At 50.7% G+C, this 18,438-nt stretch carries 13 protein-coding genes; 8 read left to right on the top strand and 5 right to left on the bottom strand.

Going from position 1 to position 18,438, the window contains the following annotated elements; translation table 11 throughout:
• The first annotated feature begins 23 nt into the window (after positions 1-23).
• The 6 genes from AACQ84_RS13105 to AACQ84_RS13080 all read left to right on the top strand — a co-directional run bounded on the left by AACQ84_RS13105 (position 24) and on the right by AACQ84_RS13080 (position 10,148).
• On the top strand, positions 24-1,691 hold the full coding sequence (locus tag AACQ84_RS13105) for an ABC1 kinase family protein (protein WP_012308198.1): 1,668 nt from the start codon (positions 24-26) through the stop codon (positions 1,689-1,691).
• A 489-nt stretch (positions 1,692-2,180) separates the two neighbouring features.
• Complete coding sequence (locus AACQ84_RS13100) at positions 2,181-3,305, top strand: response regulator (RefSeq protein WP_012308197.1); 1,125 nt, start codon at positions 2,181-2,183, stop codon at positions 3,303-3,305.
• Positions 3,306-3,382: 77 nt separating this feature from the next.
• Positions 3,383-3,748 (top strand): response regulator, encoded by a 366-nt coding sequence (locus tag AACQ84_RS13095; RefSeq protein ID WP_012308196.1) that lies wholly within the window; start codon positions 3,383-3,385, stop codon positions 3,746-3,748.
• Positions 3,749-3,787: 39 nt separating this feature from the next.
• A complete protein-coding gene (locus AACQ84_RS13090) occupies positions 3,788-4,288 on the top strand; it encodes a CheW domain-containing protein (protein ID WP_012308195.1) in 501 nt (166 codons plus the stop codon).
• A gap of 42 nt (positions 4,289-4,330) precedes the next feature.
• A complete protein-coding gene (locus AACQ84_RS13085) occupies positions 4,331-7,336 on the top strand; it encodes a methyl-accepting chemotaxis protein (protein ID WP_234991380.1) in 3,006 nt (1,001 codons plus the stop codon).
• Positions 7,337-7,382: 46 nt separating this feature from the next.
• The gene (locus tag AACQ84_RS13080; RefSeq protein WP_012308193.1) at positions 7,383-10,148 is read left to right on the top strand and encodes a hybrid sensor histidine kinase/response regulator; all 2,766 of its coding nucleotides are present in this window, start codon (positions 7,383-7,385) and stop codon (positions 10,146-10,148) included.
• Between the two features lie 13 nt (positions 10,149-10,161).
• Here AACQ84_RS13080 and AACQ84_RS13075 read toward each other — a convergent pair whose 3' ends face one another.
• The 5 genes from AACQ84_RS13075 to AACQ84_RS13055 form a co-directional block, all read right to left on the bottom strand.
• Complete coding sequence (locus AACQ84_RS13075; RefSeq protein ID WP_143592283.1) at positions 10,162-12,921, bottom strand: carboxypeptidase-like regulatory domain-containing protein; 2,760 nt, start codon at positions 12,919-12,921, stop codon at positions 10,162-10,164.
• Between the two features lie 165 nt (positions 12,922-13,086).
• Positions 13,087-13,890 (bottom strand): hypothetical protein, encoded by an 804-nt coding sequence (locus AACQ84_RS13070; RefSeq protein WP_012308191.1) that lies wholly within the window; start codon positions 13,888-13,890, stop codon positions 13,087-13,089.
• A gap of 96 nt (positions 13,891-13,986) precedes the next feature.
• Complete coding sequence (locus AACQ84_RS13065) at positions 13,987-15,006, bottom strand: hypothetical protein (RefSeq protein ID WP_012308190.1); 1,020 nt, start codon at positions 15,004-15,006, stop codon at positions 13,987-13,989.
• 144 nt (positions 15,007-15,150) lie between these two features.
• Positions 15,151-15,735 carry a hypothetical protein gene (locus AACQ84_RS13060; RefSeq protein WP_012308189.1) on the bottom strand — a complete coding sequence of 195 codons (585 nt, stop codon included), beginning with the start codon at positions 15,733-15,735 and terminating at the stop codon, positions 15,151-15,153.
• Positions 15,736-16,712: 977 nt separating this feature from the next.
• The gene (locus AACQ84_RS13055) at positions 16,713-17,270 is read right to left on the bottom strand and encodes a J domain-containing protein (RefSeq protein WP_012308188.1); all 558 of its coding nucleotides are present in this window, start codon (positions 17,268-17,270) and stop codon (positions 16,713-16,715) included.
• A gap of 149 nt (positions 17,271-17,419) precedes the next feature.
• On the opposite strand from AACQ84_RS13055, the gene AACQ84_RS13050 reads away from it, so the two are divergent.
• Both AACQ84_RS13050 and pdxH read left to right on the top strand, forming a co-directional pair.
• A complete protein-coding gene (locus AACQ84_RS13050) occupies positions 17,420-17,677 on the top strand; it encodes a MoaD/ThiS family protein (protein ID WP_012308187.1) in 258 nt (85 codons plus the stop codon).
• A 101-nt stretch (positions 17,678-17,778) separates the two neighbouring features.
• Positions 17,779-18,426, top strand: coding sequence for a pyridoxamine 5'-phosphate oxidase (pdxH, locus tag AACQ84_RS13045; RefSeq protein ID WP_012308186.1), 648 nt, complete (start codon positions 17,779-17,781; stop codon positions 18,424-18,426).
• Positions 18,427-18,438 lie beyond the last annotated feature (12 nt).

The following is an 18,438-nucleotide window of genomic DNA, read 5'->3' as shown; positions in this document are numbered from 1 at the left end:
CGAAATCTAGGGCAATACCAATCGTGAAAACTCCCCGCTGGCAACGGCGCAAACTGAGTCTCAGGCAACGGCAACTGGAAATCTTTACCGTGGCCGCCCAGTTTATCTTCCGGCTGGGCAAAGACCGACTCCCCGGTGGCAACCCTGCCCGCAAACGCCATCGCCAAGCCCGCTGGCTCGTGAATCACCTCCTGGATCTGGGGCCGACCTTCATCAAAATTGGCCAGGCCATGTCAACCCGCCCGGATCTATTTCCCATCGAATACATCGAGGAACTGAGCCAACTCCAAGACCGGGTGCCCCCATTTAAGGGTCAAGCGGCGATCGCCGTCATCGAGCAAGAATTTAACAAATCCATCTACGCCCTCTTTAAGGATTTTGAACTAGAGCCCCTCGCCTCCGCTAGCCTGGGCCAAGTGCACCGGGCTACCCTCTACAGCGGCGAAGAAGTAGCCGTAAAAGTCCAGCGCCCCGGCCTGAGTCGTCTGTTCCAAGTGGATATGCAAGTCCTCGAAAAACTTTTGCATTGGGCCAGTTATTTTTTAAAAGACCTCAAAAAATACAATCTCAATCAGATTTACCGGGAATTTTTCGAGCTTCTCTACCAAGAAATTGACTACATCCATGAAGGGAAAAATGGCGATCATTTCCGGCAAAATTTCGCCGACGATCAGCAAATTCTCGTGCCCAAGGTTTATTGGCAATACACCACCCGCAAGGTCTTAACCCTCGAATATTTACCGGGCATTAAAATTGACGACCGGGCCGCCCTCGAAGCGAGCAATATTGACCCAGACCATGTGATCAGCCTCGGCATTTCTTCTTACCTCAAACAACTGCTCCAGGATGGCTTTTTTCAGTCCGATCCCCACCCCGGCAATATGGCCGTCGATGCCACAGGGAAGCTGATTTTCTATGATTTCGGCACGATGACCGAAGTCAAATCCATGGAAAAAACCCAGATGATGCGTACGTTTTTTGCGGTGCTGCGCAAGGATACGGACGAGGTGGTCGAAACTCTGGTTTACATGGGCCTCATCGAGCCGATGGCAGATATGACCCCGGTGAAACGGATGATCGCGTTTCTTTTGGATCGGTTTCGCGATCGCCCCATTGATCTCCAGGAATTTGAGCAGATTAGTAACGAGCTCTACCTGATGTTTGAGCAGCAACCGTTTCGTCTGCCGCCCCAAATGACTTTTATCATCAAGGCTCTCACCACCCTCGATGGCATTGCCCGCGCCCTCGACCCCCAATACAATCTCATGGCGGCGGCCCAACCATTTATTCGTAGCTTGGCCGTGAGTCACAAACCTGGGGAAAATCGCCTGGGGAGCCTCGCTCAACAGACTAAAGAATTTGTCCTGTACCAATTCCAGAAACCCAGCCGCACCGAAATGGCCATTAAACGCCTCGAATCACGCATCGAGTTAGGGGAACTGCAATTTCGCGTTAAATCCGTTGAAGGCGATCGCCAATTGCGCCGAATCTACCTCGCGATCAAAACCATGATGTATGGCATCCTCTGGGGTTTTAGCAGTGTGGTCGGTATTTTAGTCTGGAGTCAGGCGGCCTCTCTCTTCCTCATCGGGGCGATCGCCCTTACCGTATTTTTCTTTGGCCTCCAAACCCTCCGCGCCCTCCTCCAACTGCTCATCCAAGAACGCCTCGATCACTTAATCCGTCGTTAAGAGGCTCCCCCAATTTCAATTTAGACACCATTGGAACAGCACAAGGTAAAAATCCTGAAATTCCTTGCTATATCTAGGTTTGAAACATATTAATGGGGTGTCAAGATCGGTGGGGTCAAAGTCTTTTCGTAGCTAAACATACTACTTTTAACCAAGTCTTTATGGTAAGAAAATAATCTCTTTCTGTAGCATTAGTATTGCTCAGATTAACTAATAGAGTTGCCCCCAAGCACCATGAATTTTCAATCTTGCCCTAGCCCCATTTATTCAAGCTTTTTGTACTGCGGTTTGAGCCTAGTCACCAGGCAACCCGATAAAACTATGAAATCCATATTTTTCAGGCGATAAAGTCGATCTAGAATAAATTGCCCCTGACATAATTTTGTCGCTGCGCTTACCCACTACCCTCCCGATCCATGTTTCCCAGCCATGGGTAAAGACCAAAGGCGCTAAACCCTCTTCAAATCAATTCCCGCTAGTGTGTTTCATATGAAAGTGCAAGATGCCATCACCAAAAACGTTGTGATTCCGGGCCAAGTCCTCCAATCCCTGATCCAACGGCAAATGTCGGGGACCATGACCATTTACGATCCCTTAGATGAATCGGTATTTTGGCAGCTTTATTTTGGGGGCGGGAAGCTGCATTTTGCCACCAGTGGTATGGGCAAACGGGAGCGCTTAACGTATCTTTTGGGGCAACTGTTTCCGAAAGCGAAATTTCCCATGGGAGATAGCTTTTCCCAAGATTATGATTACATTTGTCAAATTTGGAAAGCTGGAAAATTATCCCTCCAGCAAGTCCGCCAAGTTTTATTTTTTACGACCCAAGAGGCGATCGCCCAGTTTTTATCCCTGCCCCGCGCTGCCATTAAATTTGAACGCGCCCTTAATTTAGATCCCCTGTTGCTGTCCCTGTCCCTCAAGGAAATGGTGCGCCCAATCCAGCCGACCGTTCGCCAATGGGTACAACTCCGCCCCGAAATCGCTTCCCCTTTCCAGCGCCTACAAGTCAAAGATTTCCGTGAAATCCGGAGCCGCTCCTGGCTAAACCTCCAGGACTATCAATTTATGGAAAGCCTCCGGGAGCCCCTCGACCAACAAGTCACCCTCTATGAGCTGAGTCACCACACCCGCCGTTCCACCCTCGAACTCAGCCAACTCTTCCATCCCCTCGTCAAAACAGGCTTGATTGAAGTTATTCCCTATGCGGGCGTTCCCCAAAAACCCAAACCCCGCATTGCCTGTATTGATGACAGCAAATCAATACAACGGGTCGTCAAAATGACCCTAGAAGCCAGTGGCTTTGAGGTTATCGGGGTCACTGAACCTGCTTTATCTCTGAGTACCTTTGCTCGCCAACGGCCAGAACTAATTCTGATGGATATCAACATGCCCGAAATCGATGGTTACGAGCTTTGTCGCCTGTTTAACCAATCCGAAATGCTTAGGGATATTCCCGTGGTGATGCTTACGGGGCGCGATGGAATTATTGATCGCCTCCGTGCCAAGATGGTGGGGGCTTCTGACTACATCGCTAAACCGTTCAATCCCCAGGATTTGATACGGATGGTGCAGTCCTATGTGGAGCAAACATCAGCGCAATCTACGCCCTAGAGGTTGTATTTCATAATCTCTAAACTCAATTTTCAGAATAAATTGCGCCAAGTTCTAACACTGATCAAGAAAATAAGATGAAAAAAGTTTTAGTTGTTGATGATTCTAAATCGGAACAAACCCTTGTCCGGGCACTCCTGGAAAAAATGAGCCTAGAGGTCAGCCTGGCGGACAATGGCGATGAAGCCTTAACTTGGCTGCGCAACCATGACCAACCGGATCTAATTTTCCTCGATATTGTGATGCCTGGGCTCAATGGCCTCGATTTATGCCGAGAAATTCGTGAAAGTCTGGGTTACGAGGAGGTGCCAATTATTTTTTGTTCTAACAAAAGCCAGGACTTCGACCGTTTTTGGGCGTTACGTCAAGGGGGCAATGCTTATTTAACGAAACCCTACAGTCCGATGGAATTCATGAAAACAGTCAAAGAGTATTTGGCTTAGATAGTGCTGTTTTTTCTTCGATAAAGGTCTGATTTTGCCATGGTCGCTCCCTCTACCCAAACCGATTTCTTCCGGGTTCAACTGTATCCTGCTGGGGCTGATCCCCTTGCCCAAACACGCTTGTTGATTCCCCTAGAGAATATGTTGGAAGTGATGACCCTGCCCCGCCAAGACATTTGCCCGGTACCAGGGGTCGCTCCAGGGGTGTTGGGGGTGACGAACCAACGGGGGCAGTTGATTTGGGTGGTGGATCGGCGATCGCCTTCGGGATTAGGAACATCCGCAGCGCGGCCCAATCCCCAGGAAAAGCTAACGGTGGTGCTCCTGGGCCAGGGAGATGCAGGGCAAGTGGGCTTTGTGGTGACCCAGCTTGAGGGCATTGCGCCGTTTGACTTGGGGGGGGCGGCTCCGGTGGCGACGGCTTGGCAGAGATTTTATCCCCATTGCGATCGCCAACTGGTCAAGGGGCCAGAGACGGGATTTACGTTGGCCATGGGCCATTTATCTCACTACCTACAGGGCACCCCGGTCAATCAGTAAGTTTTGAATTTTTTCAACGTCAATTTCACAGAATCACTACCTATGGGCACAACAGAACAGACCATGAACACGGCAACTTCTCCGGCTTTTTCTGAGGAAATCAAAGAACTCCAGGCGGCGATCGCCCTTGATCCGACAGATATTGTGATGAAAATCAGTCTGGCGAGTCAACTGGAAACCGAAGGCTTTTTGCCGGAGGCGGCGGAAGTTTACCGCGACATTGTGGCTTCGGATCAAGACGGCGTCTTTGCCGCCAGTGCCCAACAGGCGCTCCTTGCCCTAGGGGAAGCGATGGATTTCCCAGAGGTAAAGAATGGCAATGGTAACAATGGCGATCGCCCAGCGGCATCAACCAACGGGAACGGAACAACGGCTACGGCCCACCCGCCAGAATCTCCCATTGTCCTAGAAGTCTCAGAAACGAAAGAATACAGCCCAGAGATTGTGGCATTGCAAGCAGCGATCGCCGCTGACCCCACAGACATGGTGGCCCAAATTAGCCTCGCCAGTGCCCTCGAAAGTGAAGGCTTTTTTCCAGAGGCGATCGCCAGCTATCAGCAAATCATTGACCAAGATCCCGAAGGCATTTTTGCCGCCAGTGCCACCAAAGCCCTTGGAGATCTTCAGGCACAGTTGCCCCAGTCCGATCCAGAGACCGATGACCCCTCGGCGATCGCTCTCCCAGACCAAACCCCCAAACCCGTTGCCCTGGTTTACGACGATGTTGACTATACCGATGTCGATGTCACCTCTCCTCCCCTGAAGCGACTACAAAACCTTTCCATTGCCCAGAAACAATTTATCGGTATTTTTGTTTCCAGTGCCATTGCGATCGCCGGAGTGGTGGCAGCAGGGGCGGTGATTATTGTTACTTCTGGGCGATCGCAGCTGCGGGAACAGGCCACCTCAGAGCTCGCGGTCAACGACATTAACTACAACGTCAAAATTGACCAGATGGGTTTTGGGTTCCGGGGCCAATCGGATAATGCCGCAATCATCGCCGCCGCAGCGGCCTACCAAAGTACAGGTACCGTTCCCCCTGAGCAGCTCGCCCAGGTGCAGGCCATTCTCCAAAACGAAATCCAAGCCCGTAATATCGAATATGCCACCCTGGTCAGTACGAATCTCCGGATTATCACCAACGGCAACGGCGATCGCCAAGGGGAAGTGTTTGACCCCAATGGCCTCGTCACCCAAGCCCTCCAAACGAGACAGCAACTCAAAACCAGCGAACTGCTCTCTTGGGATGACCTGAATCGAGAAGTAACCAGATTCCCCATTGGCACCAAAAAAGGCGAATTTGCCCTCGTCCGCTACACCGTCACCCCCGTGATCGGCAGTAACGATAATCTGCTTGGAGCCTTGGTTTCCGGCGATGTGATTTTCAATGCCAAATTGGATATTGCCGCGAATACTGTCAGTGCGTTCAATGGCGGTTACAGTGCGATTTACCAAGTCAACCCCGATGGTGGTTTCCAGCTCGCCAGTGCCCTCTACCAACAGGATGCCCAGGAAGAAGGGGAAGACAGTACCCGTAAGGTGATCCAGACCTCCCTTAATGCCCCTGATCTGCTCACACTACCGGATTTCTCTTTCCTGACGGCCGCCGTCAACGCTAGGGGGGAAACCGTGGTCGATACCCAGGTGATCGATGGCATCTCCTACACCCTCGCGGCGGAATCCATTCTCAATAGCGCCGGGGAACCCGTGGCGATCATTGTCCGGGGCACCGATGAAAATACCCTCAATGCCCTAATCCAGGACAGCTTACTGCTTCAGACAACGGTGGGTTTAATTGGGGTCTTTGTGGCGGCTGGTCTAGCGTGGCTCCTGGGACGCACGATCACAAGACCGATCAAGCGCCTTCAAAAGGTAACCACCGAGTTTGGGGCCGGGAACCTTGATGCGAGGGCCGAAGTTTTTGCAAAGGACGAAGTGGGACAGTTAGCCACCACGTTTAATAATATGGCAGCTCAAATTCGCTCCATTACCGATGCCGTCGAAGCCCAAGCTCAAGCTAAAGATCAAGAGGCGGCCTTCCAACGCCAGGAGCGGGAACGTCTCCAGGAAGGGGTGATTCGGTTGTTGCTCCAAATTGAAGAGGTGCGCCAGGGGAACCTCACGGTACAGGCGATGGTAGACGAAGGGGAAGTGGGTTCCATTGCCGATGCCTTCAATGCCACCCTCCGGAGTCTGCGGGCCTTGGTTTCCCAGGTGAAATCTTCGGCAGACGAAGTATATGATTTGGCGATCGTCAACAATGACCTGATCACGCGCCTCTCCACTGAAGCCACAGTCCAGGAACAGGCGATCCAATCGGCGGAACGTTCGGTACAAGGTATTGCCCAATCCATTCAAGCGGTGGCGAAATCGGCCCAGGGGGCAGCCCAAATTGCCCGAAAATCCCGCTTGGCGGCCCAGGAAGGCCAGGCGACCATGGACGAAACGGTGACAAGTATTGATCTGATTCGGGGTTCAGTGGCAGATACCTCGAAGAAAGCGAAACGTCTGGCGGAATCTTCCCAGGAAATTTCGAAGATCGTTAACATTATTTCTGACATTTCCGAAAAGACGAACCTCCTGGCCTTTAATGCTTCCATTGAGGCAACGCGAGCCGGGGAAAATGGCCAAGGTTTCCGGGTGGTCGCTGATGAAGTACGTCGCTTGGCAGAACAGGTCACCACAGCAGCCCAGGAAGTGGAGCAGTTGATCGGCGGGATTCAAGAAGAAACGGCCCAAATGATGCAGATGATGGAGGAAAGTACTTCCCAAGTAGTCACGGGAACAGAATTGGTGAAAAAGACGAAAACGACCCTCCAGAGTGTGTCCCGCATTAGTGAGGAAATTGACAAGGTGCTGGCGCGGATTTCGAAGGCGATGGTCTCCCAGCGGGATGTGTCTGGGAAGGTCACGAAAATTATGCAATCGGCGGCGGAGGTGGCCCAAAAGACGGCGGCTGAATCCCAAACGATGTCTGGTCAGTTGGATGCGCTAACCCAGGTGGCGATCGCCCTGAAGGATTCTTCGTCCCGCTTTGAGATTGAGTAACGTTTGTATTTTTCGGCTGTTTTAATGTTCTTTTACTATCTTTGCCATGTTGGATGCTGCTAGTTTAAAGGCGATCGCCCTCGAAGCCCGCCACTGCTTTTTGCTGGAAGATGCCCCGGATTTTGTTGAGTTGTTCCACCAAAGTATGGGGCTGTTGCAAGCAGAACTCCAACAACCCGCAGGCCACGATCAGGCAAAGCTATACCAAGATCTGGTGCGCGCTGCCCATTCCATCAAAGGAGGCGCTGGCATCGCAGAATTATCGACCCTGCACAACCTAGCCCACCAGATGGAGGATCTCTTAGAGGCGATCGCCGCCGGCCGGATTAAAGAAGAACAGACTGCACTCGATTTGATCAGCCTCGCCATGGAAGAGGTGCAACATTGCCTCGACTTGGCAGCCCGGGACGACGATCACCCAGGGGACAGTCCGGGGGCCGCACAAATGGCGATCGCCCTCCAAGAATTTCTCGGTCAGGCCCAGACCCCTGCACCCGAAGCCATTGCTCCTGCTGGTAATGCCCCCAGTAAATTTGTCGCCACCGCCCTCAAGGTGGATCTCGAAGCCTGTGTGCAGCGCCTCGAAAAACTCCTCACCCACGATCCCACCCCCCGCAGTGCCGCCCGCCAACTCAAAACCCTCGAAGAAGAATGCCGCCTCCTAGGGGATGCCCTTGGGGTTCCCTGGCTGAAGGCCATTGCCACCCTGATCCAAACGGCCCTAGATAGTGCGGCCATTGATTCCGTTACCCTCAGCCAAGGGGCGATCGCCGAAATTCGTCGTCTGACCCAGGCATACCTAACCAACCCTGATGAGGCCAAGATTAGCGAATCATTCCAAGCTCTCCTAAGCGTTCCAGAACCACCAAAACTTGAGATCCCAGAGACTGATCCCAGTCCCGATCCAGTTCCTGCCACGCCGGTTAATGCCACGCCAAAACCTGCTCCCAAACAAACCTCTAGCCTGCAAATTCGGATGCCGATCCAGCAACTCAACCGCATGGGGAATGCTGTCGGGGAACTGTTCATTGGCTATGAAAAACTCACCCGGCACCAAGATCAACTCCTCCGGGCTAGCCGCAATCTTAAAAAAAGAACCCAGCAACTCAACCCGATCCGCGATGAAGTGACAGCCCTCTACGATAAATTGGCTGTGGCTACCGCTGGTTCTGGCCAAAATGGTGGCAGCCAGAAACCGTCCTTAGAATTGGCCACTGCGACCCATACGGAATTTGACACCCTCCACTTTGACCAATACACCCAGGCCCATTCCCAACTCCAGCAGTTCCAGGAACTGATGGTACAGGTGCAGGAGATCCAGGAAGATTTGGAACTAATGCGGTGGGAGTTCCAAGAATCTTTAGAAGGGGTGCGGCAACAGTTAGAGTATCTCAACCAGGATCTGACTCAATCCCGCCTGATGCCCTTTGGTAACTTGGCACGCCGTTTCCGTCAGTCCTTGGAGACCTTAAGCAAACGCTATCCCCAGATGGCACAGCTAGCCATTGAGGGGGAACAGGTTTTGGTGGATCAAGCAATTTTGGAACAATTGCGCACGCCCCTGACCCACTTAATTCGGAATGCCTTTGACCATGGCATTGAACCGCCCCAGGAACGCCGCCAAGCCCAAAAAACCGAGACGGGAACCATTCGCCTCAGTGCGCAATTGCGGGGCAATATGGTGGAAATTTTGGTGCAAGATGATGGCCGGGGCATTGATCTAAACCGGGTGCAACAAAAGGCGATCGCCAAGGGACTTTGCGCACCCAACCACCAACCGACCGAAGCCGAAATCCTTGAATATTTATTTGCCCCAGGCTTTTCGACCCGGGACACCGTCAGCGATCTCTCCGGTCGGGGTCTAGGCCTGGATATTGTCCGCCTCGAACTGGCCCAACTCAAAGGCACCATTACCGCCAGTAGTGAGCGTCACCAGGGCACACAATTTACGATCCGCATTCCCCTGAGCTTTAATATTTTGCCGTTGCTCCTCTGCCGCTGCCAGCAACAGGCGATCGCCTTTCCCTCGGTGACTGTCCAGGCTGTGCTCTCGCTGGTTAACAAAGACAATTTAGAGTATCCAGAATTTCTTGATTGGCAGGGCACCCCCCTTAAACTCCATGCCCTCGATCAACTGCTGCCCTATCCCCAAAGCAATCTCCTCTTGCCCCCGGAACAGCGACCAGCGCCCACCATCGGTCTGATCGTGCGTCAGGGGAAAAAATCTTTGGCGATCGCCGTGGATGAAATCCTTGGGGAGCGGGAACTGGTGCTGAAATCTCTAGATAATACTGTGGCCTATCCTCCCTACGTTGCGGGGTGTACCGTGTTAGGTTCCGGGGAAGTGATTCCGGTGCTTTTACCCGATGCCTTTGATCAACTCTTGGCCAGCCCAGAGCAACCCCAAGCTTCTAGCCCTGCCCCTGAACAACCCAAGCGCCAACCGACGATTTTGGTCATTGATGACTCTGTTGCTGTCCGCCGTACCCTCAATAAACTGTTGAATCAAGTCGGCTATCAGGTGCAGCAGTGCCGGGATGGCAAAGAAGCCTGGAACCTCCTCAACCGCTCAAAACAGACCTTTGATCTCGCAATTTGTGACCTGGAAATGCCTGGTTATGATGGCTTTACCCTCTTGCAAATGGTGCGGGGCCAAAGCCGATGGGATCATTTACCCTTCGTAATGCTCACCTCCCGCGATAATGATCTCCACCGTCAGAAAGCCCAGGATCTCGGTGCCAATGATTACTTCACAAAACCGTTTCACCCGGTGCGCTTCCTGAAGGCGATCGCCCAATATGTCGAGGCTTAACCGCAAACCAAGATTACAGGCGCAAATCCAATTCTGTAAATTCTTCAGCATCTATCTCAATGCGGAGCTGGCCCGGTTTAGCGGGTTTGCCATCGATGAATAGGTCATAGACACCAGTTCCTACGGATTCTAGATAGTAGATACCTGCGCCATTGGTCACCGACAATGATCGCTCCTGGGGGTTGTTTTGGTTGACTGCTTCGACCCTTACCCCACCCAGTGGTTTCCCTTGGGCATTGACCACCGTGCCCGCGACAATGTAGGCACGGGTAAGGGGCACATAAATAGGCGTGTAACTACCAGCACTCACTTCTACTGCAAAGGCCGACTGCGTTGTCTGCCAGCCCAGGGGCAAGCCCGCCGGATCTACATCGAAGCGATAGGTATCCGGTGGCAGTCGCACAAAGATTCCTCTCCGTCGCAAATCCGGCTCATATTCACTAAAGCGGTTAATGGGCTGTTCGTTAATCAAGAATAAAAAGTCTGCGGTTTCCGCCTCAATCCCTTGCAAATAGGCCGTTTCTGTTTCATCTTGGACACCATTCCGATTGGCATCGATAAAAGGGATCACCACAATGCCACCCTCTGTTCGTAAACGTTCAAAGCGACTGGGTTTTAGGCTGAAATTAGGTGAAAGGATTGCATCGGAACCAATGAGGAGGCTGAAGCTTGACTCATTACCCGTAAGAGAAATATCTTGGTACCGCGCGGTTAGATTCAGGCCCAAGAGCTGATTGGTGGTTACAGCAATTTGCCATCCTGCTCCCTGGGTGCCAACGCCATAGCCAAGATCGACGATCCAGTCGGAAAGGCGATCGCCCACCGTCGAATTTGCCTCATAGCGCCACCCTGCCACGAGCAGCTCGTTCGTCCGGGCCTCGTTGTCCTCGTTGGGGCTACTTTGGTAGCGCGCAAAGACCGAGTGACCCGTATCCACCAGGGCTTCAGGATTACGGAAAAAATACTCTACTTCCGTTGCAATCTGACGGTCACGCAGCCGGTGGTCTAGGGTGAGGTTTTGATAGCGGGAAAACAATCGCCAATCAAGGCTTTGGTCGGCACTAAAGGTTACGCTATTGCGAATTAAAAGATCCCCAAGGGCACCACTGAGGTCGAATCCACCTTCCAGGGCTTTATTGTTAAAGCTCCAACCAACCCGCGTACTAAAACCCGGAAAAAGCCGCCAAGTGGCCTGGGCGATTTGATCGCTGCTGTTACTGTTGAAGGCAAGACGAAATTTGTCACTGACATCCCAGCGGGTGCGAATGCGCTCAGACAGTTCATCTTTGTCAAACTCAAAATCAAACCTCTGGCCTGGATTGAAGCGGACATTTAGATCGTAGCGGAAATCAGATTGTTGTTCTCCCCGTTGTTCGTCGCTATTAAAGGTTGCTGCCCCAGTAATTCGCAGGGGCAATCGACCGGGCTGAAAGAAAAATTCCCCTAGACCTTTAAGTTGACCGTCGTAAAAAAGACCCGTACCGAGGGTGAGATTGTCCGTGGCGCCCCAACGGTAGGCGAATCCTCCCTGGAGATCATTCGAGAGGGAGCCAAAAAAAGTATCCGCTTGTCGAAGCCGTTCAAAGCCAGCAGAGAGGAGGAGGGCTGAGGTACCTTTACTCAGCTGCCCAGGCAGAGAAGAAAATTCAGCGGCCCGAATTTCTGGGAAGGCACTCAGTTGACCATTGGGATAAAGTCGAAGTTCGTAGCGATTACCGGCTATGCCGCCTCTGCCTTTATTGGTAGAAGCACTGGGAATATTTTCAAAGCGATAGATGCCAGACTGATCAACGAGTTGTTCCCCAACAATTAAATTGCCATTTTTATTGACCAGTTGAACGAGGGTCCCTGGTTCGGCGCGGCCTCGGATATCACGCTCTAGGCGATCGCTATTGAGACGTTGTTGGGGATTAAAGCCATCGCTGGCATTGGTAAATTCGGTGGGAGGTTGAAAGCCAAAGCGGCGCACGATACTGACACCTGTATAGCGACCACTGCCCTCTGGCCAAAAGGTACGCTGATCGCCGATGACATAGTCGGTGCTAGGGGTTTGGCGTAGGTATTGAAATTCTTCGAGTTGCCAACTGCGGGGATCGGTTAAATCGCGTTGATCAATCTTGCTGTACCAACTTCCCCCAAAAAATGTCCCGATGCCAACCAGATCGCCTTCGTATTCTGTGGGGCGATCGCCTCCTCCTGTCACACGAACTTCTTGACCAATGGCACTAAAAGACAAATTCGGAGCTTCAATGCGGGGTAAACCCTCCAACACAATGGGCCGCTCCGGGAGGGAATATCGCCCAGTTAATCCCAAAGAACCTGATGCCCTCAGCCACTCAGGGGTCAGAACAATAGCATATTCAGAAATATCAAACTCCACCGGAATTTGTAGCAGATCGCGGATCTGGGTGACGGTGAATACCAAGCCCAATTGTGGATCTGTATCGAGAAGGCTGGGATCGAGCCTGATGACTGCCGCCGGAGACCGCAACTCTATGGTGCCATCGGCAAGGGGGGTTGCCGTAAATTGGAGCGCTTTGAGGACATCATTGTAGGCGATCGCCCAGTTGGAAAAATCAATAGCTTGAATGCCATTTTCTGAACCCCGAACCAAGGTGCCAGGATTGGCCGTGCGATCGCCAAGCTTAATCCCCACTGGAATCAAATCAAAGGATGCAGGGAAAGTCTCCGACGTGGTTTCCGTTGCACCATTATCAGCAGGCTCGCTGTCCTGTTGGGCATCAACAACCTCAGCACCCAATAGGAAAAGCATGAAAAAGCTGAATAGTAGTAGCCGAAAGGTCAAGGGTAAATACTCTAAACGACGGGGAAAAATGTGAGACTTTTTCAGGTTAGAGTGCGCCACAGTTTCTTACAACAAAATAAGTCATCTGGCTGAATTTATTTTTCCCATTGGTGAGGGTCGGGTTAAGGCAAACTACCGTGCGGCAGGCACCGTGACATCAAAGGAAAATGGTGTTGTGGTCACTGCTCCAGATTCGCTCCATTGCAACTGCCCTGCTACTTGATAGGTTCCCGCTGGTAAGTTAGTCCGGTCTGGGGGCAGCTCTAGGGGGAAAAGGCGATCGCCTCCGGCAATTACAGTACGTTGATCAATATCTGCCTGGAGCAAAGGCTGATCATTTTGTGACAATGTCCAGGTGCCTTTTGATTGCACCGTACCATTGCTGGGGTTACTCACCAAAAGTTGAAATTCTTGTTTCGTTGGATCGTAGCTCGCCTCAACGGGAGTCAAGGCAAAATTGACCTGGCCATGTTTCACGTAAACTGTCACCCCCACACGGGCCCGAATACTCAAACCGCCCCCCGCTTCATCTCGTTCTCGCAGGGGTTCAGCAAAGATCACCGACCGATATTCACCATTTGCCGTCGAAGGCAACATTCGCGTAATCAGTCGCACTCGTCTCGTTTGGCCGGGTTCTAGAACCAACTCCCTAGGGGAAAACATCAAATAAGGACTGAGGTCATAGGGATCGGACTCTGCGGTGGCAAAACCAGTTCGAGTATAGGTAAAAGATTCCGCCGAGAGGCGTACCCGCTGGGATTGGGTTCCCTGGTTTGTTAGACTGATCACCCCATTCGCCATCCCCTGGCTGGTTTCTGTTTTGATCACCATGGGAGAGACTTGCACCTGGGCGTTGAGGGGGAGTGGCAAAAGTAAAGCCAAAGAACAGAGCGCCCAGCTAAGGTTTTTGCGCCAAGACACAACAGAATAAGCCATAGGACAAGGAAGAAAAGAAGTAATGGATAAAGATAAAGATGATGGCCTAGAAGCAATCTACGGAGAAAGGTTACTTACAAATTGCCTATGTGTGTATTATTTAGCCGTAATGGTGACAGTGGTTTGGGCGTTGTATTCTGAAGCGAACAGTTGATCACTATTCGGCGTCCAGGTGGAGCGAATCGTTAAGGTTGCATCACCATTGTCATCTGTATTTTGGTTTTCAATAAGCTCTGGGCCACTGTAATTGTTGAAGCCGTTGCCATTGAGTTCATAGGCGAATTGATGGGTTGCGGTCAGGTTGGTTGCCCCCCCTGTTGGCGGCGTGTAGGTAGCGCTGTCTGCACTAAAGTTGATATCGACGGTGGTGGCATTACAGTCAAACTTCGCTGTATCGCTGGCTTGAAGCTGGGAAACATTGGGTTCACTGCCTGTTTTGATATAGGGGGTGGCTGTTTCCCGGAAGCGAATCACATTATCGAGGACGCAACTGGGGCTGACCGTACTACTGATTGTGGTAGTTTCATCAGCAGTGGTGCCCCCACCAACTGGGGTTACATCAACTTCAAACTGGGTGGTGTAGGTGCCAGCGGCAAATTCGGAGGTGCTCCCCTGGAGTGCAAAGCGGGATTGGATATTCACCGTGATCGTTCCGGTACCATCGAGGAAGAGATTTTCGCCTTTACCACCAGCAGTTGACACGACTAAATTGGTTGAGCCACTGTTATTTACGGTGGTTTGAGTATCGACCAGATTCGTAAAGGAACCACCCGAACCAATCGAAATCGTATGAGTAACACCATTCGGAGAACCGAGATCCAGATTAGCCGGGCCAGCGGTTGGTGCAGTGAGCGGCAGTAGCGTCACATCTAGATCAACATTGCTGAGGTTGCTTCCTCCGGTCGTGCCATCATCGGTACAGCGAAATGTCACGGCGTAGCTTTCGGTTTGGGTTGTGCTGGTGACATCGTAGCTGAGAGGGGAAGAGGGGACATTCGTCGTAAAGCATCCTGGGGTTTGGGCGGAGGCTTGCTTTGTTTGGAGTCCCCCCAAAAACAGAGAGAGGAAGATGATCTGAAACCACCACTTGGGAGATGGAACGGCTTGAGAATTCATTACCTGAAGTGTGATCCGATGACGTTATTGCTTGATATTTTAGAAGCTGCCGAAGAGAACAGATTGAGCAAAGGCACAAATAATTTGAGAATGAAAAGAAATTCCCCCAATAATCCGGATAGAGGGGGAGATTCCAATAGAGAATTAGTTAGGAGTCACTGTTACAGTGATATCAGCAGAATAGTCCCCGGCTAACATTCCATTAGCTCCGCTCCATTTAGATTCAACACCCACTCTAAATAAGCCAGTTGCATTTACTGCTTGAGAAAATCCAGCAACGCCAGTAGCCTCATTAATGATCGTACCAGACGTTGGATCTGGATTTACAAGAGTATCAGTATCGTCTACCGCATATTTAGCAACATGAGTGGCAACTAAGCCACTTGCATTTGTAGGAGCCATTGGTTTTGAAGTAACAGGTGCAGCGATCGCAACAGTAGCAGTGTCGGTATTACATTCAAAATCAACATACTGAGTTTCAGAAAGCTCAGTGACATCTACGCCACTACCTGTGGCTGTATAAGTTCTGTCGCCGGCATCAAATGCTACTGCACCATCATCGTTGGAGAGTGCACAAGCTGGAGCGACCGTACCCGAAAAAGAAGCGGTGTCATCAACTGCGTAGGCTGACAGCATTGTGAAGTTGGCAGCGGTAATGGCCGAAACAAAGATCGTACCACCAACAATAAGCTTGGCAGATTTGGTGCTAAAAACGTTCTGGGATTTCATGGCTTTTCCTCAGTTTTAAAACAAAAAACTTTTGACCTGTAAAGCATTTTTGAATTTGAGGCAGTGATCGTCTGGCTTGACAAATTTCTTTTTGCTTTATACTCCCAATCATACCCAAAAGAAATCCAAAACCTAATAGCAAAAAAACAAAAATACAAAAGTTCACAAAGTCCATTGTTTTCAGGTAAAAACACAAGAAAAGGCAGTTATTTTCACTGATTTATATGTTTTAAAGATATTAATCACACCTAAGTACAGTGGTTTTAAGGGCGTTTTTAGGTATTTTTACGGTTAAAATAGTACCAGGCAAGAATGCCTAGTTGATATTACGAATATCAAGTTAAATGGATTAAATATTTTGTATTTGCACACAAAATCGTCGTCAAAAATCGAGCAACCTATGGGTTGCTTTTGATTTTTTTTACCACAAAGAGGGCATCTCCTTGATCAAAAAAAGACACCTAAGTCAGTTTCTTTTAAAGAAGTTCTCTAAAAAAATAAACTTTGTCTTATTTGGTTTTTTGAATCTTGTTGGGTCAGTTGGAACAACAACTGGCCGATAACAGCGCAGAAAAAATGTTTTTGTTAACGACAAGCTCTAGCGGCGATCTCCTTTTTTTAAGAGCTACTTTTGCTAGTAAGTATATGTACTTTATTTTTTCATTACAAAAAGATGGTTTTTCTTTACTGTTCTTTCATCATATCTGCATTTCTTAACGATGTCTATCTAGCGATCTGCCTTTGGACAGATGACGCACCCAGGATTACAAAATTTAATTGTCAGCCTTTGGCAGCAGATGTCTTTGGCTGAGCCGATCCAGGGTTAAGATTCGTCTTAAAACAAGGCTAAACCTATTTTGTGGTACTCATTAAGCGATCGCCAGCAGTTTTCGTCAAATATGTCCAAGTCCCCAACAGCCACCCACCCACCAGAAAAGGTGCAATGACGGCGGTTACTACACTTTTTGCGGCCTCGATTAAATCGCAGGGATCAAAATTGTCTGTAATAGTTCCTCTACCCGTTGGCGTAGCTTGCGGTTGTGGGGGTCAGCCAGGAGTGCTTTGTGGAGATAGGTGCGGGCTTTGTGGTGTTGCCCCTGTTGGAATAAATGGCGGCCCCAACTGAGATAAGTGATCCCTTGCCATTGGCGCACCTCTAGATCCTGGGGGAGCCGCTGGGCTAGACCTTCCATTAAGGCGATCGCCCTGGCATAGCGCTGTTGTTGTAGGCAGTCCTGGAGCCGTTGGTAGCTCTGCCACTTCAGCCGCTGATCCAAAGGAGAAAGGCTCGCCCTCCCTGGGGGCTGCTGTGGTTCTGGGGATGGGAGCCAAGTTTGTTTGTCCGGGGAACGGTGGATTTCTGCCAGGACTTTGTAGGCTTGGGTAATTTGGATAAATTTGTATTCCGCTTGGCGATCGCCACGATTTACATCCGGGTGACATTGCCGCGCTAAACGACGATAGGCCGCCTTTACTGCTTCCAGCTCTGCATCAACCCGTAACCCTAAAATTTTGTAGCACTCAAGGAGATTCATCGATGGTTGTTATCTGGAAGGAGGCGAAATTTAACCCAAGGATACCCCAAAAAAATCCTGTCAGCGTGATTCCTTTGGCGAAACCTCAACAACACCGCTATGATCCTCTGAAAATGTCATCACAACTCCCCCTCACCCGAAAACATTCAATGTCTGCCCCGCTCCAAATCACCATTAAGCTCTTCGCAATCTACCAAGAAACCTACGGCACCGAAGTTTTACATTGGCAAGTTGCCCCTGGCAGTACGGTTATGGACGTTTTCCAGCGCATTCTCAGTGAACATCCCAGTTTGGCAGAATGGCAGGCCGTCACCCGCTTTGGCGTGAATTTAGAATTTGTCTCCCCGGAAACAGTGCTCCAGGAGGGCGATGAGGTGGTTCTGATTCCTCCTGTCAGTGGTGGTTAATTTTTTGAGCGCACCACCCGCTGGAAAAAATTCCACTACAATACAAAGCGACTTTTGTTCTGTCCTTTGAGTCCATTACCGTTAGTTCGTTGGTGCCGCCGATGATTATGCACGTTGCCAATCTCCGCCAAAATTACACCAAAGCGGGTCTCCATGAAGATGATGTGAGCGATGACCCCATGGTGCAATTTGCCACTTGGTTCCAACAGGCAACGGAAACCAACGAAATTCGTGAGCCCAATGCGATGGTACTTAGCTCCGTCGGCCCTGACGGGAAACCGAGTTCACGGGTTGTGCTCCTAAAAGATTTTAGTGACGCTGGATTAACTTTTTTTACCAACTACGCCAGCCAAAAGGGTTTGGAACTAACAGGAACCCAATATGCGGCTTTGGTCTTTTGGTGGGAACCCCTAGAAAGGCAAGTGCGCATCGAAGGCACCGTCGAAAAACTGCCTCCTGAACGCTCCGATGAATATTTCGCCAGCCGCCCCCGGAAATCCCAAATTGGGGCCTGGGCCTCTGCTCAAAGTCAGGCGATCGCCAACCGGGAAGTCCTCGAACAACGTTTCAAAGACCTCGAAGCCGAGTACGCCGACAAAGACATTCCCCGGCCAGACCATTGGGGCGGCTTTTTGGTGAAGCCCGAAAAAATTGAATTTTGGCAAGGACGTCCCAGTCGTCTCCATGACCGGCTTGTGTTTACCTTACAAGGCGATCTCACCTGGCAACGGCAACGCCTAGCGCCGTAAAGTTTAGCTTTG

It is taken from the genome of Picosynechococcus sp. PCC 7002, from assembly GCF_963860125.1.
Lineage (GTDB): Bacteria > Cyanobacteriota > Cyanobacteriia > Cyanobacteriales > MRBY01 > MRBY01.
This window is presented reverse-complemented; position numbering and strand designations above follow the sequence as displayed.

Excerpts from the sequence above, each read along its gene's own strand:
- AACQ84_RS13100 (WP_012308197.1), top strand. The coding sequence starts at position 2,181 with ATGAAAGTGCAAGATGCCATCACCAAAAACGTTGTGATTCCGGGCCAA.
- AACQ84_RS13095 (WP_012308196.1), top strand. The coding sequence starts at position 3,383 with ATGAAAAAAGTTTTAGTTGTTGATGATTCTAAATCGGAACAAACCCTT.
- AACQ84_RS13090 (WP_012308195.1), top strand. The coding sequence starts at position 3,788 with ATGGTCGCTCCCTCTACCCAAACCGATTTCTTCCGGGTTCAACTGTAT.
- AACQ84_RS13085 (WP_234991380.1), top strand. The coding sequence starts at position 4,331 with ATGGGCACAACAGAACAGACCATGAACACGGCAACTTCTCCGGCTTTT.
- AACQ84_RS13080 (WP_012308193.1), top strand. The coding sequence starts at position 7,383 with ATGTTGGATGCTGCTAGTTTAAAGGCGATCGCCCTCGAAGCCCGCCAC.
- AACQ84_RS13075 (WP_143592283.1), bottom strand. The coding sequence starts at position 12,921 with ATGCTTTTCCTATTGGGTGCTGAGGTTGTTGATGCCCAACAGGACAGC.
- AACQ84_RS13070 (WP_012308191.1), bottom strand. The coding sequence starts at position 13,890 with ATGGCTTATTCTGTTGTGTCTTGGCGCAAAAACCTTAGCTGGGCGCTC.
- AACQ84_RS13065 (WP_012308190.1), bottom strand. The coding sequence starts at position 15,006 with ATGAATTCTCAAGCCGTTCCATCTCCCAAGTGGTGGTTTCAGATCATC.
- AACQ84_RS13060 (WP_012308189.1), bottom strand. The coding sequence starts at position 15,735 with ATGAAATCCCAGAACGTTTTTAGCACCAAATCTGCCAAGCTTATTGTT.
- AACQ84_RS13055 (WP_012308188.1), bottom strand. The coding sequence starts at position 17,270 with ATGAATCTCCTTGAGTGCTACAAAATTTTAGGGTTACGGGTTGATGCA.
- AACQ84_RS13050 (WP_012308187.1), top strand. The coding sequence starts at position 17,420 with ATGTCTGCCCCGCTCCAAATCACCATTAAGCTCTTCGCAATCTACCAA.
- pdxH (WP_012308186.1), top strand. The coding sequence starts at position 17,779 with ATGATTATGCACGTTGCCAATCTCCGCCAAAATTACACCAAAGCGGGT.